The sequence below is a fragment of the uncultured Altibacter sp. genome (genome assembly GCF_963972995.1).
GTDB lineage: Bacteria > Bacteroidota > Bacteroidia > Flavobacteriales > Flavobacteriaceae > Altibacter.
Window position 1 is genome coordinate 19,858 of sequence record NZ_CAXAXI010000017.1, and the last position, 25,532, is coordinate 45,389.

The window sequence follows — 25,532 nt, forward strand, 5'->3', positions numbered from 1 at the left end:
CGGATGCTTTTAATAAATAAATTATTTGGATGCCTCTCTACCAGTCGAATTTATAAGTTGCTCCCAACAAGCCTTGGATACCCTGTACGGGATAGTTATACCACTTCTCATAATTATCGCTAAGCAGATTGCTCCCTTTAACAAAAATGGCCAAACGTTCGTTCACGCGATACCCTACATGAACATTGGCATCCAGATAGCCTTCTAGGGTGACCTCGGTTGGGAAAGGATCGACCAAAGGGCTGTAGGCAATGATACGGTCCATACGTTCTCCTATATAGAACAGGGAGGCCCCACCGTAAATTTCTTCGGTGATATTGAAATTGGAAAAGAGGGTCGCTTTTAGGTCGGGTAAATTCCAAGGTTGGGCTTCGTTGGTCGTCGTATAACTTAAGTATTCACCACTAATCCCCAACGTAAACACATCGGACATTTCTACTTTTAATTCTCCGAAAATCGATAATGTATTCACATCGTCGTAGACCACCTGAAAAGAATTTCCGTATTGATATGCTTCTGTGGGCGCCACATCATTTAAAGGATTCATAACAAACAGGGCTTTATCATCTTCCTTACCATACGCAGCTCGCAGATTGTATCCCACCGAATTGGATAATTTCCCTTTTAATCCTCCAAAAGCATTGTAAAGTTGCTGTGTAGGCATCACTTGCAAGGTTGGAGAGACAAACGGGTTTTGTTCTTTAAACAAGTAGTAGCTGTTTTGTTGCAAACCACCTTCGGCCCCTCCATACGCAATAAGCAATTCATCGACCAATCTGTAGGATACATTGATTCTAGGAGCAATGGAAAAGTTAGTATCACTGTTCTCGGTATCCAAGCTTGCATAGGCTGCAACACCTAATGATAGCGTAAGATCGGTATCAACATACACCAAAGAAGGCGCTATTCCCGCATTGAGGAAACTGTATTTAATTGGCATTTCAGCAAAATAATTACGTTCGAAGCTACCCGATAGGTAATCCACATCACCCTCAACAGTAAGAGTGAAATCGGTGAGGGGAAAAGAAAATTCCGGTTGCGCTCTTAGATTGAATTCAGAAGAACCATAGGCATCACCCAAATATCGGATTTTAGCAGAAAGTCCTTCAAACATAGATTCATCTAAACTTATGTTTCCACCAACATAGCCATTAAAATACGTCTGTTGTGGATCGAATGCGGCAATGAATTCGTCGGGAGCGGTATCAAAACTTTCCGGGAGTCCGTACCAATTGAAGAGCTGATGTTGCAATCCGGCTTCCAACGTATAAGAAGCATCACGTTGTCTGCTGGTATAATGGCCATCCAAACGGGTGTCGTAGTATTTGTTCTCCAAACGAACGCCATCGATATCGCCTTGTGAAGAATTATGTCTGAAAAAGAAGCCGGCGTTATCGGTCCTGCTTATTTCAAAATTACTGTACAATTCACCAAGGATGCTGGTGTAGTTACCAAATCCCAAAGTGGCATAATTATCATATAATTTGATGGGCTTTGCTTTTTCAACCGTTGTAGCCTTCCCTTTAGCCGGTGTAAAGGTAGATGCTACCGGAACGGAAAAAATCGTGTAGACGACTTCCTTCTTCTGTGTTGTAACAGAGTCGTTTAGAACGGGGGTCTCCTTTACTTTGAAAGCATCTGAAATTGTGGGCGTATAAGGTTTTACGATGTTCACTACTTCGGTTCCCAAATTGTCCTCTTGTGCGAATAACAGGACCGGGAAGATTATAAGTAGCAATAAAAGATGTGAGGCTATGCGTTTCTTTGACATGTGAATAGGTATGTTGTTAGTGAAATGGGCTTAGTTTCCGTTGGTTTCAACCGATGCGTTGGTCTTGGCCTCGGCCGCTTTTATCACGGTCAACTCGGCTTTGGCCTCCTCGACCACGTCGGTAAATTCTGCAAAATTCTTGATGACGCTCTCCAAAATATAAGTCGCCTGATATGCATCGTCCAATGCGTAGAAGTTCTTGGCCATAAGCACGAGCCCCTTTGCACCAAAATACTTGTAACCGCTATATTCTTTGGCAAGTTTTTGAACTGCCGTATTTGAAGCCTCGAACATTCCATCCTTATTCTTAAAATAAGCATCGTGGTACAGCGCTTCGGCCGCCAATTGGCCGGTAGCGATCTTAGCCACTTCGGCATAGGCAGCACGTGCTTTGGCTTCGTTATTGGTCTTCATGGCTGCACGGGCAATAATAACTTGTGCATCACTTTTAATGGCGTTATCGATCTTTGCATTCTGAAGCACTTTTTCAGCATACGTCACCGCTTCGGCGTATTGTTTCAGTTCGTAGCTGGCCTTCATGCTATTGGTTTGAGCAAAGATGATATTCTGCGGAAAATCTGCTTCCACCTCTAAACGCTTGAGATACGTTATGGCATTTTCATAGTCCTTCTTCGCGAGATAGGCTTCAGAAATACGTGCCAACGCCTGTTCTGTAAATTCGCTTCGCTCCTTCCCAACGACAAAGGCGTAATGTGAGATCGCCTTTTCCGAAGCATTTTCAGCAAAATACAACTGACCCAGATAAAAATGAGCCTGCAGAGCATGTCGGCCATTGGGGAACTGATCCAAATACCCTTCAAATCGTGTTATAGCCACTTTGGGTTTGTTCTCCAGGTATGGTTGTTCTGCTGCCAGATAGGTAGCGTCGTCGACCTCGGCATCTTCGATCTCCACAAAGTCTAAGGTGCTTACCCACGCCGCATAAGCGTCCACCTTCCCTTGATCGATATAAATAATTTTCGCAGAGGCAACAGCCTGCAGTGCTTCGGGCGTGGAAGGATACTCCTTTGCAACTCGTTTAAATAAGGCCAGCGCCTCATTACTCTTCCCCGTATTGTCGAATATCAATGCTTTTTTAAGCAGTGCGCGTGCCACAAAACTACTCTTTGGCAGCTCCTGAATAAGTTTGTCGTATGCAGCGATGGCATCGTTAGTATTTTCCTGTGCCACATAGGTATTACCCAACTCGTACAAAGCATCATCCCGATACACCGAGCGAGGGTACTTGACAACAAATTCCTGAAGTCCGTCGATCTTGCTTTGGGTGCGATCCACAAAACCAAAACTAATCGCCTTTTGAAAGGCCGCATAGTCCTCGTCTGCGGTCCCCAAACGAATCGCTTCATTGTAATTCTCCATCGCCGGCCAGTACTGGCTTGTCACAAAGTAGCTATCCCCCAAACGCAGGAAAGCATCCTTCTTCCGGGCACCTTCGGCGGTAGACGATGCAACATAGTCTTTAAAATTGGTGATCGCTTCGGGATACTGTTTGAGTTTGAAATTGGCATACGCAAGGTTGTATTTGCTGTGCTGCATTTCTGAAGTACGGGACGCACTTGGTAATTGCATAAATTGTTTATAACCTATGAGCGCTTCTTCAAAATTAGTAAGTTGGTAGTCGCTCTCGGCATTCCAAAACGTAGCTTTCGCAGTATATATGGGATCGCGAGGTTCATTTAATGAGAGGTTAAAGAAATTTTTAGCTTCGGTATAGTTCCCTTCGTTGTACAACTCAGTACCACGGAAGAACGCCACCTTTTGATAGGCTACTTTATTTTCGAACGACTTATTGTTCTCCAGCAGTTCCATGGCGGCCTTGTAGTTTCTTGATGTAATGTAAGAATTGATAAGCAGGTCCTTGAGTTCTTCGTTGTTCTTATTGTTGGGATATGTCTCTATAAAGGAAAGAAGCACTTGTGGGGCACTTTTATAACTATTTCCTATTTCATAGCTCAATTTCGCGTAATTGAGCCAAGCATCTTCACGGATCTCTTCAGAATAGTCCATCTCTGAAGCATTTTTAAATGCATTGAGAGCCTGCTGTTTCTGACCAAGCTTCAAATAACTTTCCGCCAAGTGGTAATATGCGTTCTGAGCTACCGCATTCTTCCCATCAATGATCTTGTTGAATTCGTTAATGGCATTTTGATAGTCTCCTTGTTTATAATAGGCGTAGCCTAACTGGTAGTAATCTGTATTATTCCACTTGCCGCGTTTCCCTTTGTATTCTTTTAAGTATGGAATCGCCTCTGCATACTGTTCGAGATTGAAATAACTCTCCCCAATGATCTTAGAAAGCTCACTCTTCTCCTGCGGATTTGAATTATCGTATTGTTCCTTGCCCATGTCAATAGCCTTTTGAAACTTCCCGAGTTTAAAGTTCATATCGGCTTGATAATACGATAAGCCCTCGGCATAGCGCTCTTCATCCTTAACCTCTTCAAAAAGTTCATTTGCCTCTTCGTAATCGTCCCCTTCGTAGGCAATAAAACCCAAATAGTATTTGGCCTGTGCTCCGTATTTTTCGGAAGTGCTTACTCTGTTGAAATATTTCTTGGCTTCGCTGTACCTTTTATTCTGAAAGTATGCATAGCCATTATTAAAGTAGAACTTATCGCGTTCGCTTCTGGGAACGCCGGCTTCGTCTACTTTATCGTACCATTTTCGGGCATACGAGTATTTTCCGTTCTCAAAATAATAATTGGCCACATTGATATAGGCATCGTTACGTTTAATACTGGTTGGATATTCCTCCACAAACTCCTCCATTAATGCATCTGCATCTTGTTGATTGAGCCGTACGGCACAATTGGCAATATAGTAAGCACAGTCGCCTTCAATAGTTTCGTCCTGTGCCGAAGCCTTCACCTTAGAAAAGAGGCTTTGCGCAGCTAAAAACTGATTGTTATTGTACAGTTCTACCGCCTTGTTGAAATCGACCAACTCGTTGGTGAAAACCGCGGTTTGTTGTGCTTGAAAAGTTAAGGTCGTAAGTAGGAAAAGTGTTGGGATTATGAGGTTTTTCAGCATATTAGTATGTTTTTTTTGCTTCTGTAAAGATACATCTTCGCACTTTGCAGCAAAGAAGGTCTGTTCAAGTTTTTAACATTTAAATCAACAATAGAGCCAAAGAAAAAAAATGAGTATCGTTGCACCATTTATTTTTTCACAGAGACTTCTTGGGCACCTTACAATTGTGTTAATAACGCAACAATTTTGTGATAAGTATGTTTTATAAGAAGGAGATCTCACTTTCCTAAAAAAGCAGTACTTTTAAACCACTATCGATCTTTCAAAAGTTCACTTCATGAAAAATATACTACTTATCGGCCTTCTACTTTTGAGCACAGTACTATTTGCACAACGCAATCCGTTTAATAACCTTACCGAAAAAAACGGGAAAATTGGTATAGGGACTGAGACACCGGATGAACTTCTCACGGTAAAAGGAAAGATCCACACTCAAGAAGTACTGGTAGATCTTGATGGCGCTGTTGCGCCTGATTATGTTTTTGAAGCCTATTTTAACGGAATTTCTCTGTTGGCTCCCGACTATACTTTTCCTTCCTTGCAGGAAATTGCCAAATACATAGAAGTAAATCACCATCTTCCGGGAGTGCCCAGTGCCGAAGAGATGGAAAAAAACGGAATGTCGCTGAAGGAAATGAATCTATTGTTGCTTCAGAAACTAGAAGAGCTTACACTTTACACCTTGGAACAACAAAAAGAAATCGACGAATTAAAAGAAAAACTTTCCAGCATTCGTAACTAAATTTATTTAGATATTTTTGCTAAAAAATTCCGCTATGTCGCAACCTGTATTGTTCTTAAAGGACGCCTCGATCTTCCAAAGAGAGAATCTTATACTTTCTGATGTAAATGTAACCGTTGAAAAAGGAGAATTTGTATACCTTATTGGTAAAACAGGAACGGGAAAAAGTAGCTTTATGAAAACCCTCTATGGCGATCTTCCTTTACAAAAAGGAGAAGGTGCCATTGTGGGATACGATTTACCCAGCTTAAAGGAAAAGGACATTCCTTTTTTAAGAAGAAAGTTGGGCGTTGTTTTTCAAGATTTCAAGCTCCTGAACGATCGCACTGTACGGGACAATCTATGGTTCGTACTAACGGCTACAGGTTGGAAGGACAAGGTAGCCATGGAGACTAGGATCAATGACGTTTTGGACAAAGTAGGAATGAAAACAAAAGCGTTCAAATTTCCATATCAATTATCGGGCGGTGAACAACAAAGGGTGGCTATTGCAAGAGCCTTATTGAACGACCCGGAGCTAATTTTGGCAGACGAACCTACCGGAAATTTAGACCCACAGACCAGTGTGGAGGTCATGGAAGTGTTACAGGAGATCAACAAGAACGGCAATACGATCTTAATGGCGACACACGACTACGCATTGCTATTAAAGTATCCCTCAAAAACCTTAAAATGCGACGAAAGTCAGATCTTCGAAGTGGTTCAAAAGACAGTATAGCCTAGTCTTCCCGAAGCTCAAGATCGCATTCTTTTTCAAGTGAATGGTCGATCTTTAATTGGATATTCCCTTCCTTATTGGGTCGTAAGACTGTATTTGTTCCAACTACTATCCTATTCTTTGCTGTAAGTCTAAGCTGCGCACTTTCGGTGAAGGACTGTTTTTGGATGTGTACGGCTTCTGAGAACGCCCTTACCTGAAATTTCCATCGTGAGAAATGCTGGTCGCTGATCACGGCAATAGCATCTTCAGTATAGAGATCGTACAGTAATTTTATCGCTTTACCCGTGTTAAGGATCCCGGCTCCATACAATCCCTTAAATCGCTTGTTGGCTTCAATATGATCAATATTGGTGGATGATAATTTCAAAATAGGTTCAATTTCTTCAACGGGCAAACAAGGATTTAAAGACAACATCAATCCAATAGTGCCCGAGACAAATGGCGTTGCTGTTGAAGTCGCTTCAGAACCAACGTATTCTATGACACCTTCATAGGCATACTTTGGTAGTCGGAATACCCCCATGGTTGGTGCTAAGAGGTCTACTTCGGCATTTAAGGTTGCAACACCAAGATCATAAATAATTGGGTCTTCAAATTGCTGTTTATTTTTAAACCCTAAGGTGCGACCAAGGTACCCCCGAATATTCTCGGCATAAGGGTTGCCATTTTTTTCATACTTAATATTATCTTTTGGAGTTGCATGTTTATACATAACGGAAGAAACCGATATTACATGCTCATACGAGGCAGGGTAATACAATTTCACACCTTTCGTCTTGGAAAAATCCCTGTTACCTGCACCTGCAACGATAATTGTTCCATTTTCGAACATGCGCTTAATTGTTTGCTCTCCGTTTTCAGAATAATAAGAACCCGCCCAACTGCAATTAATGACACGTGCTCCTGCATTTGAAAGTTCTTCTAATTCTCCAAAATTTCTGAAGTCCCCATAATTGGTAGCGTAGATACTACAGTCGTAACAAACCCCAGGGACACCATAGGCATTATCCCCTTGTCCTGCTGCTATGGAAGACACTCCGGTACCATGTCCGTTAACAGGCATGGAAGTCCGAAAGACTTTTACCTTCCCTTTGAATTCTGCGTTGGTCGTATCGACAGTAGCGTCTGAAATTCCAATGACTGTTTTTCGAGAGCCTGTTGTATAGTACCACGCTTGTGGCAGTCCCAAAAAATCTAAATAGTCCAAGAGCACCGGCAACCCCTTATTCTGGGCTATAGTGCTCGTAAGTCCGTAATCATTTGGCTCAAAGATCTTACGATCTTCAATTGGAATACTTTTACCATCCTCGAACAGGTGAGAAGCATGCAGCAGTAGACTATCTAACAATCCTTCCGGTTCAGCGATTACAAAGAATGTGCGATTTCTATTCAAAGAATTTGCGTTCCTGGCAGTTTTTTTAAAGGTTGAAATAGTGAATTCATTAAAGATTCCAGATAATTTAGCATCGTTACCCTTATATCGCAATTCGTCCTTTTGCTTGACCATCTCCGGCGAAGTAAGTGAATCCTTGGCAACTATGTAAAACCATGAAGTTTCTTGTGCCTCCATTGTTTTCGCAGTACAGAACAGAATGCATACTATGAATAATAAGCGGTTACACGACATTTTTTTATCAAATAGATTATTAGAGTCCAAGGTACTTAATTTTCAAAAACTATATACTGTTAGTCTATAAATTGTAAATTAGCGCGATCGCATATGATTTCTATAGTAATCCCTACATATAATTACAATTGTTATCCTTTGGTGTCCATGCTGGGCTCACAAGTGGCAGACACCGAGGTATCTTATGAGATACTCGTTATGGACGATGCTTCTCCCTTTCCTAGCATTCAAAATAAGGAAATCGCCTCGTTACCTTTCTCAAAATACATAGTACTTGAATCCAATCTTGGGCGTACAGCCGTACGCCAATTATTGGCAGAAAAAGCCAAGTATGATACGCTCCTATTCTTGGATGCCGATGTGATGCCGCAACGACCTGATTTTATAAATACCTATCTTGAGCATACGCCTGCCCATGGGATAGTTTTTGGCGGAATTGCATATACCGAAGAAGCACCGGAACCCCAAAAAATGCTTCGCTGGAAATATGGACATGCACGCGAAAGCCTTTCGGTTAAGGCGCGTAAAGAAAACCCATACGAAACAGTAAATTCGGGGTGCTTTTTGGTTGCGAAAGATGTATTTATTTCAGTGAATAGACTACTGCAAGAGCAATCGTATGGTATGGATCTTCTTTTCAAACAATTGTTAAAAGAGCATGATATCCCTGTAACTCATATTGACAATCCGGTATATCATCTTGGCTTGGAAGTGAATAGTGTCTTTTTAACAAAAGCGCTGCAAGCTTTAGAAACCACTGTATCGTTGGAAGAAAAAGGATCATTAAAAAATAACAATCGAGCCCTTCAAAAAAGCTATCTTACCCTAAAGAGATGGGGGTTGGTGTCCGTATTTCAGAAGAGTATTTCTTTTTTTTCAGAAAAAATGGTTGCCAATTTCAATTCGGTCAACCCTAACCTGTTTTGGTTCGACCTTTATCGACTACACCATTATATTGATCTAAAATCGAGATATCGTGCCTAAGTTCTCAGTCATCATACCATTATATAATAAAGAGCGTGATATAGAAAAAACGCTTCGGAGTGTTTTTTTACAAAGTGAACCAGATTTTGAACTGCTACTTGTAAACGACGGATCTACCGATGGCAGTGAGGCCATTGTTACCGGCTATAAAGATTCGCGGATTCGATATTTCAGTAAAGCCAACGAAGGAGTTGCACGCACCCGCAACTTTGGTGTTGAAAAAGCCAGCGCGGCACATATCGCTTTTCTGGATGCCGACGACTATTGGCATCCCAATCATCTCGAGAACTTAAACAGTTTGATAGAAGATTTTCCTCAGGCGCTTTGGTATGCCACCGCTTATGAGAAAAAACACAATCGCACTTTGATCACCCCTATGATCTCTCCTATCTTGGACCCTTCTCTAAAATGGCAAGGGCCTGTTGACAATTATTTCAAATACAGTTTAATAGACGCGTTGGCATGGACTTCTGCTGTTTGCTTCAAAAAAACCTTTTTTGAGGAACTGAATGGATTCGACCCAACAATCACACACGGTGCCGGCGAAGATACCGATTTATGGATACGGGCAGCTTTACGATCGCCTTTGGTCTTTTCAACAAAAATTACGGCGCGTCATAATTTGGACGGGAGCAACCGTATTTCGAATCTTCCCACACGCACTAGAAATTATATGGATCCGGCTGTCTATGAAGATAAAGCAGCACAAGATCCCTATCTGAAAAGGTATCTCGACTTGAACAGATACAGTTTTGCCATCCAGCACAGATTGGCCGGTGACGAGTTGTCCTTTAAAAAATATGTTGAAGGATTAAACAGTAATAACCTTACGGCACGTCAGCGCTATTTACTGAAACAGCCTAAAACCATGTTGCGTTTGCTGATAAAGAGTAAAGCTTTTGCAGAAGGTCTAGGACTTCGATTGACTTCCTTTAAATAGCTGAAAAGAATCGTACGAACGAATATAGTCTGATTCTAAAAATTCACCAGAAGAGATTACCAGGCAAATAGCTCCAGAGGAGAAGTTTTGTAATTCCCGCCATATACCTTTTGGAATAAGAAGCCCCTTATAAGGCTGGTTAAGCGTAAATGTTTTTTTATGGGACCCGTCATCCAAGATCACGTCAAAACTGCCACTAATAGGAATCAAAAACTCCAATTGCTCCTTGTGCGCATGTCCGCCACGGGTCGAACCGCTGGGAACGTCGTACAGATAGTATACTCGTTTAATAGCATAGGGAAGCACGTCCTTTTCGATGACCGATAGATTTCCACGGCCTTCCGGATCGATGATCTTGGGTATATTTAGTAAAGTGATGTCATGGACGCTTTTATAATTCATCTTGTAATAGTTGGTCCCATTTAGCCGCAATTTGGTCTTTTGAAAAAGCTTGAACCGTTTCCTTTGCCCGGGATTTACAATGCAAATATAATGATTCATCGAAGCACATTCGAGAAATTGCCTGTGCAAATAAAGCCGTCTCTCTTTTTGGCACGAGCAAACCGTTTTCTTCATGGCGCACAATTTCTGAAGGGCCGGACATAATATCCAGAGCAATTACCGGAACACCAACACTAAGTGATTCTACCAAAACCATTGGAAAACCCTCAAATTTACTAGTAAGGGTAACCGCATGGGCATGCTTAATAAACGTAAAAGGAACTTTGGTAAATGGTAAGAATACTATGTGTGAACCCCCCTTCATTTCCACTGCCTTTTGTTGTAGCATTTCTTTATCCCGACCATCACCCATAATCACTAAATACCAGTCCTTTTTGTATGCTTCAGAAAGGGAAAATGCCTCTATTAAAAGCGAGAAATCCTTCACCGAATCTTCAATACGTCCATAGCTAAGCAGGTATTTCTTGTCTTGAAGGATAGTCGGAAGTTTGTCAAGAGCAGCATTCCAATCGGGATCGAATGCATTGTGGATAACCTTACAATTTCGGATGTTATAAACTTTAGTAATATGTTTGCAAATGGTCGAAGAAACACCGACGGTCAACAAATTACGATTGTAAATCTCTGCCGCTTTTCCCGGGTATTCGGTAAGGTACAAATTGGGATTGGCACTATGTACTACATAGCACAGTCTTTCACCTTTATACACATATTTAGTATAAAAGACCTCCCTACGGTAATCGTTCTTTCCCCTGTGATCTATAATTAGGTCGAAACGCTCTTTACGCAGGTAACGCCGTAATCTTCGTATACGTAAAAATCTTCTAAGCGTAGTCTCCTTCGTATTCTTAAAGAGGCCTAAATTGAAAAGCTTTCCGTTGTACGGATAGTCTATTGCATTGTTCAAGATCGCAATGTGAACGTCGTGTCCATATTCAGAAAGCATTTCAGAAAGCATGGCACAAGATCGTTCTGCACCCCCTCCCGCCAAGGATATGGAAACGAGACACACTTTAAATTTGCGTTGAGGGGGGTGCTGCGTCATTAAGAAATGGTATTTTTGATGCGGTTAATAAGATCAAATATACCTAAAAATGAAGATACTCTTAGTAGGTGAATACAGTCGCCTTCATAATTCATTAAAGGAAGGTTTGCTTGCGTTAGGTCACGAGGTAACCCTTATTTCTACAGGAGATCATTTTAAGGGATACCCATCAGACATTCTATTAAAGCGCCCGTTCAACACCGGGTTACTGCGAAAGATGAAGATAGGAATCTACCGTATTTTCGGGACCGATATTACCTCGTTGAGTGTAAAATACCAGTTCTTCAAAAATAAAGAAAGACTAAAAGGTTTTGACGTTGTACAGCTTATCAATGAGAGTCCGTTCGATGCGATGCCACGCCACGAAATAGTGATGATTCGCTTCTTGAAAGCGCATAATAATTCACTTTTTTTACTCTCCTGCGGAAACGATTACCTTCAGGTACAGTATCTTTTGAAAAACACAAACAAGTATTCGATTCTAAAGGAGTATCTTTCAAACGAAGTTCCGGCGCAAGTATATGAATATGTCTTGAAATATGTGACACCATCCTTTCAACAGCTTCACGAATGTGTGTTTAAACATATAGAAGGCGTGATCGCTTCCGATCTGGATTACCACATCCCGCTGAAGGACCATCCCAATTATTTAGGGCTTATTCCCAACCCTATCAATACAGATACTATCACCCCGATTGAACCGGAAATCCATGAAAAAATCATTATCTTTTTAGGGATCAATCGAAAGAATTATCACACCAAAGGAATTAAATATTTCGAAGAAGCAATAGCAATTCTTGAACAGAACTATGGGGATGAGATTCAAATTTCCATCGCCGAGAATTTACCTTACAATGTTTATATAAACACTTACAATAAAGCCCATATTGTCTTTGACCAAGTACTGAGTATGGATCAAGGATACAATGCCCTGGAAGCCATGGCTAAGGGGAAAGTGGTGTTTACCGGGGCAGAAGATGAATTCTTAACCAAATATAATCTTCAGGAAGATGAGGTTTGCATCAATGCGTTGCCTGATGCAGAAGCCATTGTAAGTAAAGTAATCTATTTATTAAATAACAAGAACAAGATCAAGGAAATTGGCAACAATGCTCGTTTGTTTATTGAGAGAGAACATGATTATAAAACTATTTCCAAAAGGTTTGTTGCCATTTGGAAAAATGAAGTCACACCTAAAGGATAGCGTACATTTCTCTTTTTAAAGAACATCATATACTTTAAAAAAGACAAAAAATAAAATAACAAATCCTTTAACTCTATGTAGATTTGCTGAGGGTAAGAATTCCCAATTGGAGATCGAAAGAAGCCTGAGACTCTTTAAATTCGGATTTTAGTATGAATACAAATATTATTTCATCAGATTTCAAAAATGGTGAAAATTTTAAGATAGGTCACTTTTGCGTCATTGAAGAAGGCGTGGAAGTTGGAAATAATGTTTCGATCGCGAATTATACTATTTTGCACAAAGGTGTTAAGATTGGAGATAATACAGTTATTGGTAGTTACTGCGAAATTGATGCCGGTTGTGACATACGAAGACATGTAACGGTACAAGGCAGGATACGCATGGGAAGCGGTTGTTTAGTAGAGGATAACGTTACCATTAAATACGGCACCATACTTACCTCCAATGTACTTTTAAAAGAAAATTGTTTTTTGGGTCCTAACGTGATTACATTGGGTTCTACACATAAACGTGTAACAGTGCACGGGACGATCATTGGCAATAACACATACATAGGTGCAGGCACCAAAATAGCGGGTGGTATTATCATTGGAAGTGATCTCACCGTTGGCGCCTTGAGTTTTGTAAATAAAAATGTTGACGAGAAAGGAGTCTATGCCGGTACTCCCATTAGAAAGCTTCGTTAGCGTGCTCGTTTGATCTGCTTTTTTTTCTCCAAAGCATCTTTATATCGAGCAGCGTTTCTTTTTCTCCCTCCCAATCACGCGCATAATTGGTTTTAATAAGTTTGGCCGGAATTCCCCCCAATAAAATATAGTTGCCCAATGATGTGTAATCTTTGTTGCACAAAGAGTTAGACGCGATGACACAGTGGTCCGGCGTTTTTGTATGAGGCATTATCGTGATCCTGTTAGAAAAGGAATTATAATTCCCAATCGTAATCGGGCCGCTCATGGGATAGTATTCACCCGTCTCGGTATTCATCATTGGATGTGCAGTAGTATCCATAATTTGAGATTCAAATCCAATTCCTGCCCAATCACCAAGAACGATTTTTTCTGTACACATCATTTTTACATTCGTCGCCAGACACCCCATATGACCAAATTCGCAATAGGCTCCTTCCCGTATCAATACCGTGCAATCCTTGCCAAAATGCGCATGCCCCTTGAACACCCACGTACCTTGTAAAGAAAGTTCTGCAGTGCCTTTGCGCGTTGTAGGAAATTCAAAGGATTGCCCGAATCCTATCATTCCTCTTTCAATAGGCGCATCAATTCTTACTACACCTTTTAGGTTGGTAAATTTTATGGGCCCGTAGAAGATAACCGGTAGCTTTTTTGCGGTTTTCCAAGGAAACATCTTCATATTGAAGTATAAGGTTTTATACCAGTTTATAGACCAATACAGGTGTAGCCTTTTTTTATACTTCTTATATATTTTCCTTATCGATCCTATCATTTTTTTCGTTTCAGAAATTTAGAAAACAGTTCTTTAATGTCCAGTTTTTTATCTAACTGAATATAAGAAAACACTGTTGCTAGTACAATGACTAACGACATTAGAGCATATTTTATTAAGGGATATTCTATAAATGTTAAAAAGAAAGCAGCTATACATAACGCAATGCATACGATAAATATAGGGTAAAAGCTCCTATCAAAATAAAAATTGTATCTGTACTTTATAATGACTCTTACAAGTACAAAATGAAATATATAGTAAATTAAAAAGCTTATACCCAAACCTTCCAATCCTCCGTAATAGTATCCCAGTATATTCCCCAAGAGTAAAAATGTATTAAAAGCTACGCTTGTCTTGATAAATAGTTTCGAGTCACCTTTGGCAATGATCACATAACCCATAGAAAACGATACTGCTTTAAAGATCATACCTAAAATTCCCCAACTCACAAAAGCCACAATGGGGGTGAATGCCTTTGAGTATAACAACACTATTATGTAGGGTGCCAGTGTGAGAAAAACAACGATGATGGGGGTTATGATCAAAATCGCAATAAAGGCCTGTTCAAATACCGTCTTTTGTACCGCGTCAATTTTGTCGCTTATTGCAGCCAAACGCGGATAATAATCGGTTGCCATGGCTGTAAATATTAATCCTACATACGAATTAAGGATCACATAACCGGCATTATAAAGACCCACTTCATCAATACCTCCCTCGCTATTGATATAGACCTGTACAAGATACGCAACCCCAAGCGTGATCATATTGCTAAGGCTCAACATAACTCCTAAGCGTATCATCTCCTTACCTTCTAAAAAGGCTTCTTTAGAAGTGAGTTTTCCTTCTTTAACACCTTCCTTTCGTGAAAAATAGACGGTAAACAATAAACTTATTAAAGCAGCTATGATGATCGCCGGTACAATGGCATCTAGTCTGAAATAGTAATAGAGCGGCAGCGTGATAACCAACCCCAAGAAATTACCGATGAGATTTGCTTTGGCCAAGCGTTGCAGTTTTCTCAGACCTTGTAATACTGCTAGTTCGGCGGTGGTAAGTTGATTAAACAAAAGAGCAAGAGACAACCACACAAAAGCATAGGTATATCCACTATTTCCAAAAGCAAACTCACTTAGGAATGGGGCTGTTATAATCATAAGCAATGCGCCTATGACACCCGTAAACCAAACCAGTCTTCGCAGTATTCTAATGGTTCTAAATGTCTTCTGAAGGTCATTATCGCCGTCCACAAATGAAATATCCTTTACGGCGCTTTGCCCCAAACCGGCATTGGTGAGTCCGTTTACAAAGTGTAATGTAGAATTCAACAAACTGGCAATTCCCATCCCGGTAGGTCCAATAAGCAACGCGATAGCCTTAGAACGAATAACGGCGATCACGATGGAAAAGACCTGTACGCCTCCGAACAAGGAGGTGGCTTTTAACACTTGACGGTATGATGTTTTAGGATCAAGCATCTGAAGGATTTGTGGTATTTCGTTTCTGTTTCTTAAAGTAGCGCAATACTAAGAACAACACTACCATAAGGTAGACAATATACCGAAGAAAGTGTGCCATAACAACGCCTTCCACACCATAAATATCCACAAGATAGTAGGATAATCCATAAAAAAGCCCCAAGGAAATCAATTCAGAAAAAATAAAGCTCCTCACCAATTTCTTTGCTAAGAATTGATGCAGGAGCACCAAGGATGCCAATCGTAAGAAATCCCCTAGTAATTGCCATTTGAATAGCGGTGCCATTTCGGTAAAATCCGGGTAGATCAACAGAATAATGTAATCCCGAAGCAGGTAGATAACGACCATTCCTATCCCAAAAAGCGGCAAAAGTGTTTTATAGATAGTTATCAATTCGTGCTTAAAAGCTTTTTCGGTTGTGATGCTGGCAAATTTGGGAAGCACATACAAGGTAAACAGACCCCCTGAGAATACCATATAGTTCTTTGAAATGAAGGTCATGGCGGTCCAAATACCGGCATCGGCCTCCGTGATCCTTGTCATAATCATAGTACGAATGTCCAACTCCACATAATTCAACAGAACAGAAGAAAAGAAAGACATGAGCGAAAATGCCAATAAGCCTTTCCCAAAGGAGGTCATGATGCGAAGCTTCGAGAATTGAATGTACTCTTTTAAGGTTTTTGTAAAGATTACAAGCAATACCGTTAGCTGAATTAACGGCGTAAGGGCGATGGCAAGAAGGGCACCATCGATATTGTATTCATACAAAAAAAAGATCATTAAGACCGCGCTAGCTAAGTAGCCAAAAAGATCGATCTTAGCATACTTCTTATACATGGACAATCCGTTCACAACCCCTGTAAATATCCTGTGAATGCTTATTACAGGTACTAACACCGCCAGTATTTTAATAAGGTAGGCATAGTCTGTTGAAGTAAAAAGGCGCTCACTTATGGGATTTGCACCGAAAAAGAGGAGCAGTGCGGTCACAACGGTCCCAATCAGGACAAACAATAATGAGGTAGAAAACAATTTTTGCAACTGCTCACTATCTTCTTTATATTCTGCCACATATTTTACTACCCCGCTAAAAATACCGAAAGAGGCAAGGGAGGTTAGCAGTTGCGTCAAATTTCGTAGTTGTCCTATTTTCGAGATACCTTCCTCCCCTACCAAAATTGCCAAGAGGCGTTGGATAAAAAAAGAGACGACCAGTCGAATTCCAATAACCAGGGAATTCAAAGATGTGATCTTCAAAAGCAGGTTATCACGTATAAAGGCGGGAATTCTCAATTAATAGGAGTTTAAAGCCGAAATTACTTTGGTTACTTCGTCGTGAGTCAAAACAGGACTCATAGGAATACTTACCACTTCGCGATGAATCTGTTCGGTCACGGGGAAGGAACAGTTCGAAAATTCTTGGAGGGCTTTTTGATGATGCGGAGGAATCGGATAATGTATAAGTGTCCCGATCTGCTGCGCTTTCATATACTGCATAAAATCTTCCCTATTCGCTACCCTCACAACAAAAAGGTGAAATATATGATCTTCTGTTCCACTATAGTACGGCAAATGAATCTTTTTATTTTTCACTTCGGAAAGATACCGGTTCGCAATACCGCGTCTTCGTTCATTATCCTGTTGCAAATCAGGAAGTTTGCAGCCTAGGAACACGGCCTGCATTTCGTCCAATCGCGAATTAAAACCCTTCACCTCGTTGACATATTTAGAAGACGCCCCGTAATTCCGAAGCTTTTTTAGTACGACTGCCAATGCTTCATCATTGGTTGTTACGGCACCTCCGTCCCCAAGTGCCCCTAAATTCTTGGTAGGATAAAAGCTAAAACCCGCGGCATCTCCCAAATTTCCGGCGAGAATTCCCTCCTTGTTTTTTGCTCCATGAGCCTGCGCCGCATCTTCTATGACCAACAGGTCGTATTGTTTAGCCAGACTATTTATTTCGCGCATAGGGGCCAACTGTCCATAGAGGTGTACAGGCATAATTCCTCGCGTCTTGTTAGAAACAGATGCTTGCAATCGCTCCATGTTAAAATTGAACAGTTGTGGTTCGGCTTCTACCAACACCGGCTTTAATTCCGCCTGATAGATCGCCAAAATGGTAGCAATGTATGTATTGGAAGCCACTAATATCTCATCTCCCTTCTTTAGTGCACCCAACTGCTTGTATCCTTCCAAAATTAATCGAAGCGCTTCCAGACCATTGCCTACACCAATACAATACTGAGCGCCGCAGTATGCAGCAAATTCCTTTTCAAAAGCTTCGAGTTCCTTGCCGAGAATATAGTGTCCCGATGCCAAGAAATCGTGAAACTTTTGGTTGAAGTCCTTGTGAAACCGAGCATTGATCTTATGGAGGTCTAAAAATGGGATCATAGTATGGGAAGTGTTAGATCTTTTGCGCTTGTGACATCCAAAACGTAATTATCGGCCGTAAATGTACGTGCTCCACAGCTTTCTTTCCAAAACAACAAGCCGCTGTTTAAGAGCGCTCCATTTTCTTCACTCGAGGTATTAAAATCAAAATACCATTTATCATCCCTAAATGTATTCACTATGAAATCATACAAGAGGTCTAAACTTCCGAAAGCATTTTTATCTGTATTTGCTGAAACGTATTGGGGATGGATGGTAGTTTTCGTTAAAAATACCGTAGTTCCTGCAACGATCTTTGCTCCTTTATACACATTTACCTGCTGAATGTGTTGAGGAAAGCTCTTGGCCAATAATTGCATCTCTTCGAGTGTGTGAACAGGAGTCACGTTGTATTTGTCATGTAAGTTAGGAATGAGAATCTCATTCCAGAATCCTTCAAAATTAGTGTCTACCGAAACCGTAAGCCCGTTTCTCACCGCCTTATTGATCCCTTCCCTTCTGTTTTTCTGAAATTTTACTTTATTTCGGTAATCGATCACCATTAGTGCATCTCTTTTTAACAGTGTCGCATTCAACCGAAACATAAAATACGTAAGTTCGTCTGAAGGCATCGAATTATAGAAGGATGGGATGACACGCATATCCAGATAGTGCACGCCTTCAGAATAAAGAAAGCCTAAGAGCACTTTGAATGCTTCAAAGGCATCCAATAATTTTGCATTCTCCTGAAGGACAAAGCTACCGTACGTTAGGCCCTGATGAGAATAAACGACATCCCCGACGATATTGGCCGGCAGAACGGCAAACAGGGAGTCATTCTTATAGACCATCAACGAAAAATCCGTGAACCGATCTTTGTGGTAGTCCATAAAATCGCGTTCAAACAAGAACGTGGCATTTTTAGCCGACCGAATAAATTCGTCCCAGTTTTGTTTCTTTTGTTCCGAATATTTCTCTACCGTGTAAATAGGTTATATTTTTTTAAAAACAATTGTTCCTTCTGAATCAATATACGAATATACCCCTTTTGGTGCACCTTCGTTAATAATCACAAAGCTTTCATCCTCCTGTAAATAGTTCAAGTAATTCTCATTGTCTGTTAAATAGGAAAACAAATATCTAAAAAGGTTCACAGGAGTTTTCAATTGAGAATCGAACTTAGGCACATCATTGTTTGGCCAATGAATGGATAACTGACTCGTAAAAATAGAATAAATAAGGTCTCTGTCCTGTGTTTTTGAATAGATCTGGTTGGTATATTCCATACCTACAAATCCTCCGTGATCTGCCATGATCATCACCAATGCCTCCGGGTCCTTGTCCAAAATAATATCGATGGTTTTCGTAAGCATCCCGTTTGCGTTCTTCAAGCTTTCCTCCCATAAATCGCGTTCGCCTTCCACCCCTTTAGAATCGGCTTTACGACCATGAATATGACCCGGATTAAAGATCTCAATAAAAAAGAACTTCGGCTTTTCCTGATCCGTCTGTAAAGCTTTAGTTAACGGCTCGTGAATATCCTGTCGAACGCCTAATCCTGTGCCTATATAGGAAATATCCTTATAATTGAAGTTTGTGTAATCATATCCTATCTCGGGTCTATTTAAAAGCAAATAAGGCATTTCTGCTATAAAGTGCGTTTTATACTCATTTTGCTTAAAAATATTGAGCACGGCATTGTTCGAAATGATCACATTTCGGGCATTGACCGCTTCACTAAAACTCACGCCTCTGTTAAAATAGTGATGCTTCATGACAAACGTGGCACTATTTGAAGATAAGGTAGAAGGATAATTGCTTCGGAAATTTGGATAGTTCTTAAAACCGTTTGAAAGGAGATACAATTCAAATTCGCTGTTGTCGATGTTGTAATATCCCTTATCAATCTCTGAAAAATTCGCATATCCATCCGGTTGAATGAAATACACATTAGGTCGCTTGGTAAATATAGCCTCTTCGATGGCATCCGGTTGTTCCATCCATTCTTTCGAATAGTTTAGCTGCGAGATAACTGTTGGGACCAAGGTAAATGTAGCAACGATAGCAAGTAGCAACTGTAATACCATAACTTTTTTAAGATGCCTATACAGAAAATATGAGAACAAGGCAGCTATCACAAAGATGCCTAGTGTCATTTTTTTTTGTAATCCTGCATAGATGCAAACTTTCAGTAAAAACAGAAAAACAAAAACATTCAAAAAAGGAAGGAGGTATTTTTGCCATTTTAGCGGCACAAAACGCTTCGATAGCTTATGAGCTAACCAAAAACCAATAATAGGTACCAATAAAAAGAAAAGTGTAAAATACCCAACATGTCCCCAGGTATTAATAAGCGTATAGTTATTGGTGAAGTAGAAAAAGACGGGATATAGACCGGCAGCAAGGGCTGCCAGTACCGGGAATTCCCTGGAGTCGGTCAAAAACTTTTGTAAGAAGTTCTGCTTCTTTCTTGTCGCCATTTACGTTGCTTTAAACAAATACAAGATACGCTTTGTTCCGGCTACGGCTTCTTTTTTCTCAAGCTGAAAGTATCGCGCATATCCGGCTTCAAAATTGCTTTCGTTATAGAAATCGAAATGATTGATAAATTCCCGCTTCCGTACCAGCAATGACTCCACCCAAGAATCTTCCCGAGTGGGGAATTCTACGATAAGGTGTGTAGAGAACTTGGCAAAGAATTCAGCCGATTTCTCAAAAGGGACATTCCCGGAAAGGGTGATATGGTGTATCAGTGCCAGGGCCATGGTCACATCCGGCCGAAAATCCTTCAACCGCTCTAACAGTGAACCGCGCTCCGTATTGTTGAATCCAATACCGGGTGCCGGCTGCAATACATCACAAACAAAAGGCAGCATGTTCTCTTCTTTGTTTCGCTGTACTTGCTTGTAATTGTGGTCCACGGCATTGCTGTCAATATCGGTCACGATCACCTGAGGCACCGTGTCTGTAATGGTTCTTGCAAAAGTGCCGTCATTCCCTCCAACGTCAATTAGGCGTTGTGGTTGTAACGGCAGTACCCATTCCCGTATCAATTGTTTCTTGGCCTCGAAGGCAATGGCATCGTAATTTGTCTTCGTATAATAATCGCCCCATTCGGAAGCTTCTTTCACTTCCAGTTTCTTGATGTAGTCAAAAAGACTCTCCAAAATATTCTCCTGCGACTTCTTGGATAGGGAAGCTATCTTGGTCTCTGCTTTGTAGTCTTCACTGTGCTTACGTTCCATCTTTGCTAAAAGGTGGATGTTGGTGAAAACAGTAGAGCTCAATTTACTCTTCCCGGGAAGCAAAGAAGCGATAAGGGACACAGGGATACCATCTATATGGGTCTGCATCATTTTAAAAACCTCGGTGCCGTAGTATTTTGCCAACACCAAGGGTCCAAAAAAATGAGTTATGAATTGCTTATAGGCACGCCAAGGCGTGTTCTCTTCATAAAAATCAAACGAAAGCGTGTCTATAAAAATGGGTTTCCCTTTGTGAAAAGTAACGTTATATGCTGAAGCATCCTTCAGAATAAATCCTTTAGAGAGTGCATACTTCTGAAGCTTCAGTGTATGCAACGCTGCATGTTTGTACATACTGAAACTCCACTCATACGGGTTCGTGATGAAAGGGATGGTTTCCGGAGTGATAACAATTCCGTCTTCAGATACATGGGTTTCGGTATGCGGAATTAGCAACGCTTTCTTGAAAAGTGCATTGAAAAACCCACTGTCGGTTAATGCCCGGTACTGCGGAAAATAAATAGGGTTGATATGTCTTCTCAGCTGCTCTCCATCATGGAACATATAACCGGAAGGATCTCTAAAGGAAGCCTGATGTAGATTGTTAGTGTTTTTTGTCATGTAGATCGGTGTCTTTTTCATCAACATCGATGGAGTCGTACGTATCGTCTTCCTCTTTCAGCAATCCAAAAAAAGCCTTCACCTTATACATCACATTCTTCGAAAATAAAATCACTCCGGCCGCTACAGCAACAATGGCTTGAACGATCATCGCTCCTAATCCCGGATCGAAATACAGAAAATTCATATCAATTCGTACTTAAATTTGCTCGGTTTCTCACCTTGAGGTTACAAATAAACTAAAAAACGGTCAGTTTATTGGAACAAAACCCTACATTATTTACAGCTTGTTTCGCTTTCTGTCGGTCTCCTTTAAATAGATCTTTCGCAAACGCAAGTGATTTGGTGTCACCTCTACGTATTCATCTTTTTGGATGTACTCCAATGCCTCTTCCAAAGAGAACTTGATTGCAGGAACGATTCGCGCCTTATCATCGGCTCCCGAAGAACGAACGTTCGAAAGTTTTTTGGTCTTGGTGATGTTCACTGTCATATCATCCTGACGTGTATTCTCACCGATTACCTGTCCTTCATAAATATCTTCGTTAGGATGTACAAAGAAACGGCCTCTGTCCTGTAACTTATCAATAGAATAAGGAATCGCCGAACCATTTTCCATAGAGACCAAACTTCCGTTCTGACGCTCGGGAATGCCTCCTTTAAGCGGCTGATATTCAAGAAAACGGTGAGTCATGATGGCTTCCCCTGCTGTGGCGGTCAATAACTGATTTCGCAATCCAATGATACCTCGTGAAGGTATGGTGAATTTACATATCATACGATCGCCTTTTGCTTCCATACTCAACATTTCTCCTTTTCTCAAGGTTACCATGTCGATAGCACGTCCACTAACGGTTTCCGGAAGGTCAATGGTCATCTCTTCCACCGGCTCACATTTCACTCCGTCGATCTCTTTAATAATTACTTGTGGCTGCCCAATTTGCAGTTCATATCCCTCACGACGCATGGTCTCGATCAATACCGACAAATGCAATACCCCCCGACCAAATACCATGAATTTATCGGCACTGTCCGTAGGTTGCATACGCAAGGCTAAATTCTTCTCGAGTTCACGTTCCAAACGCTCTTTAATATGACGAGAGGTCACAAATTTTCCATCCTTTCCGAAGAAAGGAGAATCGTTAATGGTAAATAACATACTCATGGTAGGCTCATCGATGGCGATGGTCTTCAATGCCTCCGGATTCTCAATATCGGCCACAGTATCCCCAATTTCAAATCCTTCCAATCCTACCAGCGCGCAAATGTCACCGGCTTGAACTTCCGAAACTTTCTTTCGTCCCAAACCTTCGAACGTATGAAGTTCTTTAATTTTCGATTTGGTAGTAGACCCATCGCGTTTTACGAGAGTTACCTGCATATTTTCTTTTAACACACCGCGCTGTAACCGACCAATCGCAATTCGTCCGGTAAACGATGAATAATCTAAAGAGGTAATAAGCATCTGTACACTGCCCTCTTCGACCTTAGGCGAAGGAATGTGTTCCAAAACCATATCCAATAAAGGCTCTATAGAATCTGTTTGGTGCTTCCAGTCGTCACTCATCCAGTTCTGCTTGGCAGAACCATACACCGTTGGGAAATCCAGCTGCCATTCTTCAGCACCCAATTCGAACATGAGGTCAAACACAGACTCATGTACCTCATCTGGAGTACAATTCTCTTTGTCCACTTTATTGATCACCACACAGGGTTTCAAACCAAGATCGATCGCTTTTTGAAGTACAAATCGTGTTTGTGGCATAGGTCCTTCGAACGCATCCACCAACAACAGTACGCCATCGGCCATGTTCAATACACGCTCTACCTCACCTCCAAAGTCGGCGTGACCGGGCGTATCGATAATATTTATCTTGGTATCCTTATACACGACCGAAACGTTCTTGGAAGTGATCGTGATCCCGCGCTCTCGCTCCAGATCGTTATTGTCCAAAATAAGTTCGCCGGTATTTTCGTTCTCACGAAACAGGCTACAATGGTGCATGATCTTATCTACCAAGGTCGTTTTTCCATGGTCAACGTGTGCAATAATGGCGATATTTTTAATATTCATAGCAGGTGCCCGCTGTTGCGGGTAATGGTTTTAGATACAGTGTTTTATCAAAAAAAGCAACCGCTTTTTTACCCCCTCTCGGTAAGGCGGTGCAAAAGTAGTGTTTCTTAATCGATTACAATGTAAGAAAGCGTTAATTCTTTTTTGGGCGTTCCCTCCATCGCTAAGGCGAAGAAGGGTCGGGCTTTCGGCTGTATCCCCCAAGCCGGTTGGGGGGATGCCGCCTCAACAAGCCCGCCTTTGGCGGGTCCCTAACGCAACTCACCACGAAGTTATTTTACTATCTTTGCATCCTTAATACACAGCAAATGAATCTTGACCACATCCCAAAAATAAAACACACCCAATCCAATAATTTTTTCTTACTCGCAGGTCCCTGCGCCATTGAAGGAGAGGATATGGCCATGCGTATCGCCGAAACCATCGTTAACATTACCTCCAAATTGGAAATTCCGTATGTGTTCAAAGGGAGCTTTAAGAAAGCGAACCGCAGCAGAATCGATAGTTTTACGGGGATTGGTGATGAGAAAGCGCTTAAAATCTTGGAAAAAGTCTCTAAAGAATTTGATATCCCTACCGTGACCGATATCCATGAAGTGTCCGATGCTGCAATGGCCGCCCAGTATGTAGATGTATTGCAGATCCCTGCTTTTTTGGTGCGTCAAACCGATCTTGTTGTAGCAGCTGCCGAAACAGGAAAGGTGGTAAATTTAAAGAAAGGACAGTTCATGAGTCCTGAAAGTATGAAGCATGCGGTGACTAAAGTGACAGACTGCAACAATTCACAGGTAATGATCACCGATCGTGGGACCATGTTCGGATATCAAGATATGATCGTGGATTTTCGAGGAATTCCCACTATGAAAGCCTATGCACCTGTGGTATTGGATGTCACCCACAGCTTGCAACAGCCCAACCAGAGCGTAGGAGTAACAGGAGGACGCCCTGAAATGATCAGCACCATTGCCAGAGCAGGTATTGCTACCGGAGTCGACGGGCTGTTCATTGAAACACACTTCGATCCCGCCAATGCAAAAAGTGACGGCGCCAATATGTTGGACCTCAACAAACTGCAAAAGCTACTTACCGATCTTGTTGCGATCCGTAAAACGATCAATCATTTATAGATAGGAAGCGCCCGCAAGGCGTAGGCTTCTTGAAGCAGATCGACCAAAACTCCATCATCTATATCTTCCAAAGCGAAATAACGTAGCGACTTCATGTGTTTCCGATTTTCTGAAACGAGCACATCGAGGTGTTTTGTGAGATGAGCACCCCGGGTAAAACAAAGATCCACATACTTTTTCGACTGATTCAGATAGCAAAACATATTCTTGCCGGACAAGTAGTAGAACGGTAGGTGCCACTTGAATTTTAAATCTGCTTCAGGGATGGTGGTTTCTATTACCAATTGTAGATGAAGCATGATAGCACGATACGGTTCTTCTTTGGAAAGTATATAGGCTTCGGCTGGATTCATTCTCAAATTCAAATATTCATACTCCTAAAATACAAATAAATGAAAAGCCCATCAATGTCATGAACAGGCTTTTCAAATGTTTTGAATTTGGCTACATTCAAATAACATCGTAAAAAAGGGCTACTCAAGATAGAGTAGCCCTTTTTACAATCGCTTTTTTTAACTCCCCAATTAATTAAGCTATACAAAGATGGGAATTAGATGAAGGGCACACAAGAGGGTTAAGACCCTTTTTAAACAGGG

Annotated in this window: 22 protein-coding genes; 7 read left to right on the forward strand and 15 right to left on the reverse strand. The window is 41.2% G+C overall.

Translation table 11 applies throughout. The annotated features are described in order from the left end of the window. Positions 1 to 37 precede the first annotated feature (37 nt). Together AACZ11_RS08525 and AACZ11_RS08530 are read right to left on the reverse strand one after the other, a co-directional pair. Positions 38 to 1,771, reverse strand: a complete 1,734-nt coding sequence (locus AACZ11_RS08525) for a TonB-dependent receptor (RefSeq protein ID WP_290626844.1) — start codon at positions 1,769 to 1,771, stop codon at positions 38 to 40. A gap of 30 nt (positions 1,772 to 1,801) precedes the next feature. Continuing rightward, positions 1,802 to 4,822: a tetratricopeptide repeat protein gene (locus AACZ11_RS08530; RefSeq protein ID WP_290626845.1), complete on the reverse strand. Its 3,021-nt coding sequence runs from the start codon at positions 4,820 to 4,822 to the stop codon at positions 1,802 to 1,804. A gap of 277 nt (positions 4,823 to 5,099) precedes the next feature. On the opposite strand from AACZ11_RS08530, the gene AACZ11_RS08535 reads away from it, so the two are divergent. Beyond that, positions 5,100 to 5,564: a tail fiber protein gene (locus AACZ11_RS08535; protein ID WP_290626846.1), complete on the forward strand. Its 465-nt coding sequence runs from the start codon at positions 5,100 to 5,102 to the stop codon at positions 5,562 to 5,564. 34 nt (positions 5,565 to 5,598) lie between these two features. Continuing rightward, the gene (locus tag AACZ11_RS08540) at positions 5,599 to 6,282 is read left to right on the forward strand and encodes an ATP-binding cassette domain-containing protein (RefSeq protein WP_290626847.1); all 684 of its coding nucleotides are present in this window, start codon (positions 5,599 to 5,601) and stop codon (positions 6,280 to 6,282) included. A gap of 1 nt (position 6,283) precedes the next feature. Here AACZ11_RS08540 and AACZ11_RS08545 read toward each other — a convergent pair whose 3' ends face one another. Continuing rightward, complete coding sequence (locus AACZ11_RS08545) at positions 6,284 to 7,855, reverse strand: S8/S53 family peptidase (protein ID WP_290626848.1); 1,572 nt, start codon at positions 7,853 to 7,855, stop codon at positions 6,284 to 6,286. A gap of 150 nt (positions 7,856 to 8,005) precedes the next feature. Here AACZ11_RS08545 and AACZ11_RS08550 point away from each other — a divergent pair, with 150 nt between their 5' ends. Together AACZ11_RS08550 and AACZ11_RS08555 are read left to right on the forward strand one after the other, a co-directional pair. Further along, entirely contained in the window at positions 8,006 to 8,896 is an 891-nt protein-coding gene (locus AACZ11_RS08550) for a glycosyltransferase (protein ID WP_290626849.1), read from the forward strand. After that, entirely contained in the window at positions 8,889 to 9,836 is a 948-nt protein-coding gene (locus tag AACZ11_RS08555) for a glycosyltransferase family A protein (protein ID WP_290626850.1), read from the forward strand. The genes AACZ11_RS08550 and AACZ11_RS08555 overlap by 8 nt, the downstream gene beginning before the upstream one ends. On the opposite strand, the gene AACZ11_RS08560 is transcribed toward AACZ11_RS08555, so the two are convergent. Both AACZ11_RS08560 and AACZ11_RS08565 read right to left on the reverse strand, forming a co-directional pair. Continuing rightward, positions 9,807 to 10,238, reverse strand: a complete 432-nt coding sequence (locus tag AACZ11_RS08560; protein ID WP_290626851.1) for an FdtA/QdtA family cupin domain-containing protein — start codon at positions 10,236 to 10,238, stop codon at positions 9,807 to 9,809. The genes AACZ11_RS08555 and AACZ11_RS08560 overlap by 30 nt on opposite strands. Further along, a complete protein-coding gene (locus tag AACZ11_RS08565; protein WP_290626852.1) occupies positions 10,228 to 11,343 on the reverse strand; it encodes a glycosyltransferase in 1,116 nt (371 codons plus the stop codon). Before AACZ11_RS08565 ends, AACZ11_RS08560 begins: the two co-directional genes overlap by 11 nt. 49 nt (positions 11,344 to 11,392) lie before the next feature. Between AACZ11_RS08565 and AACZ11_RS08570 the strand changes: the two genes are divergently transcribed. Together AACZ11_RS08570 and AACZ11_RS08575 are read left to right on the forward strand one after the other, a co-directional pair. Further along, positions 11,393 to 12,547, forward strand: coding sequence for a glycosyltransferase (locus tag AACZ11_RS08570; RefSeq protein ID WP_290626853.1), 1,155 nt, complete (start codon positions 11,393 to 11,395; stop codon positions 12,545 to 12,547). Positions 12,548 to 12,699: 152 nt separating this feature from the next. Further along, positions 12,700 to 13,236, forward strand: coding sequence for a DapH/DapD/GlmU-related protein (locus AACZ11_RS08575; protein WP_290626854.1), 537 nt, complete (start codon positions 12,700 to 12,702; stop codon positions 13,234 to 13,236). On the opposite strand, the gene AACZ11_RS08580 is transcribed toward AACZ11_RS08575, so the two are convergent. From AACZ11_RS08580 to typA, 9 genes are all read right to left on the reverse strand, one after another. Beyond that, complete coding sequence (locus AACZ11_RS08580) at positions 13,220 to 13,918, reverse strand: transferase (RefSeq protein ID WP_290626855.1); 699 nt, start codon at positions 13,916 to 13,918, stop codon at positions 13,220 to 13,222. The two genes, AACZ11_RS08575 and AACZ11_RS08580, sit on opposite strands and share 17 nt — an antisense overlap. Before the next feature lie 89 nt (positions 13,919 to 14,007). Next, complete coding sequence (locus AACZ11_RS08585; protein WP_290626856.1) at positions 14,008 to 15,492, reverse strand: O-antigen translocase; 1,485 nt, start codon at positions 15,490 to 15,492, stop codon at positions 14,008 to 14,010. Further along, positions 15,485 to 16,738 carry an O-antigen translocase gene (locus AACZ11_RS08590; RefSeq protein WP_290626857.1) on the reverse strand — a complete coding sequence of 418 codons (1,254 nt, stop codon included), beginning with the start codon at positions 16,736 to 16,738 and terminating at the stop codon, positions 15,485 to 15,487. The genes AACZ11_RS08585 and AACZ11_RS08590 overlap by 8 nt, the downstream gene beginning before the upstream one ends. A gap of 51 nt (positions 16,739 to 16,789) precedes the next feature. Further along, positions 16,790 to 17,890: a DegT/DnrJ/EryC1/StrS family aminotransferase gene (locus AACZ11_RS08595; RefSeq protein ID WP_290626858.1), complete on the reverse strand. Its 1,101-nt coding sequence runs from the start codon at positions 17,888 to 17,890 to the stop codon at positions 16,790 to 16,792. After that, a complete protein-coding gene (locus AACZ11_RS08600; protein ID WP_290626859.1) occupies positions 17,887 to 18,759 on the reverse strand; it encodes a GNAT family N-acetyltransferase in 873 nt (290 codons plus the stop codon). Before AACZ11_RS08600 ends, AACZ11_RS08595 begins: the two co-directional genes overlap by 4 nt. Positions 18,760 to 18,861: 102 nt before the next feature. Beyond that, entirely contained in the window at positions 18,862 to 20,349 is a 1,488-nt protein-coding gene (locus AACZ11_RS08605; protein ID WP_290626860.1) for a hypothetical protein, read from the reverse strand. Further along, the gene (locus AACZ11_RS08610) at positions 20,350 to 21,735 is read right to left on the reverse strand and encodes a class I SAM-dependent methyltransferase (RefSeq protein ID WP_290626861.1); all 1,386 of its coding nucleotides are present in this window, start codon (positions 21,733 to 21,735) and stop codon (positions 20,350 to 20,352) included. Continuing rightward, positions 21,719 to 21,922: a hypothetical protein gene (locus tag AACZ11_RS08615; RefSeq protein ID WP_290626862.1), complete on the reverse strand. Its 204-nt coding sequence runs from the start codon at positions 21,920 to 21,922 to the stop codon at positions 21,719 to 21,721. The genes AACZ11_RS08610 and AACZ11_RS08615 overlap by 17 nt, the downstream gene beginning before the upstream one ends. Positions 21,923 to 22,015: 93 nt before the next feature. Then, positions 22,016 to 23,809: a translational GTPase TypA gene (gene typA, locus AACZ11_RS08620; protein WP_290626863.1), complete on the reverse strand. Its 1,794-nt coding sequence runs from the start codon at positions 23,807 to 23,809 to the stop codon at positions 22,016 to 22,018. A gap of 308 nt (positions 23,810 to 24,117) precedes the next feature. Between typA and kdsA the strand changes: the two genes are divergently transcribed. Next, a complete protein-coding gene (kdsA, locus tag AACZ11_RS08625) occupies positions 24,118 to 24,936 on the forward strand; it encodes a 3-deoxy-8-phosphooctulonate synthase (RefSeq protein ID WP_290626864.1) in 819 nt (272 codons plus the stop codon). On the opposite strand, the gene AACZ11_RS08630 is transcribed toward kdsA, so the two are convergent. Continuing rightward, positions 24,927 to 25,289 carry a DUF1801 domain-containing protein gene (locus tag AACZ11_RS08630; protein WP_290626865.1) on the reverse strand — a complete coding sequence of 121 codons (363 nt, stop codon included), beginning with the start codon at positions 25,287 to 25,289 and terminating at the stop codon, positions 24,927 to 24,929. The two genes, kdsA and AACZ11_RS08630, sit on opposite strands and share 10 nt — an antisense overlap. Between the last annotated feature and the right edge of the window lie 243 nt (positions 25,290 to 25,532).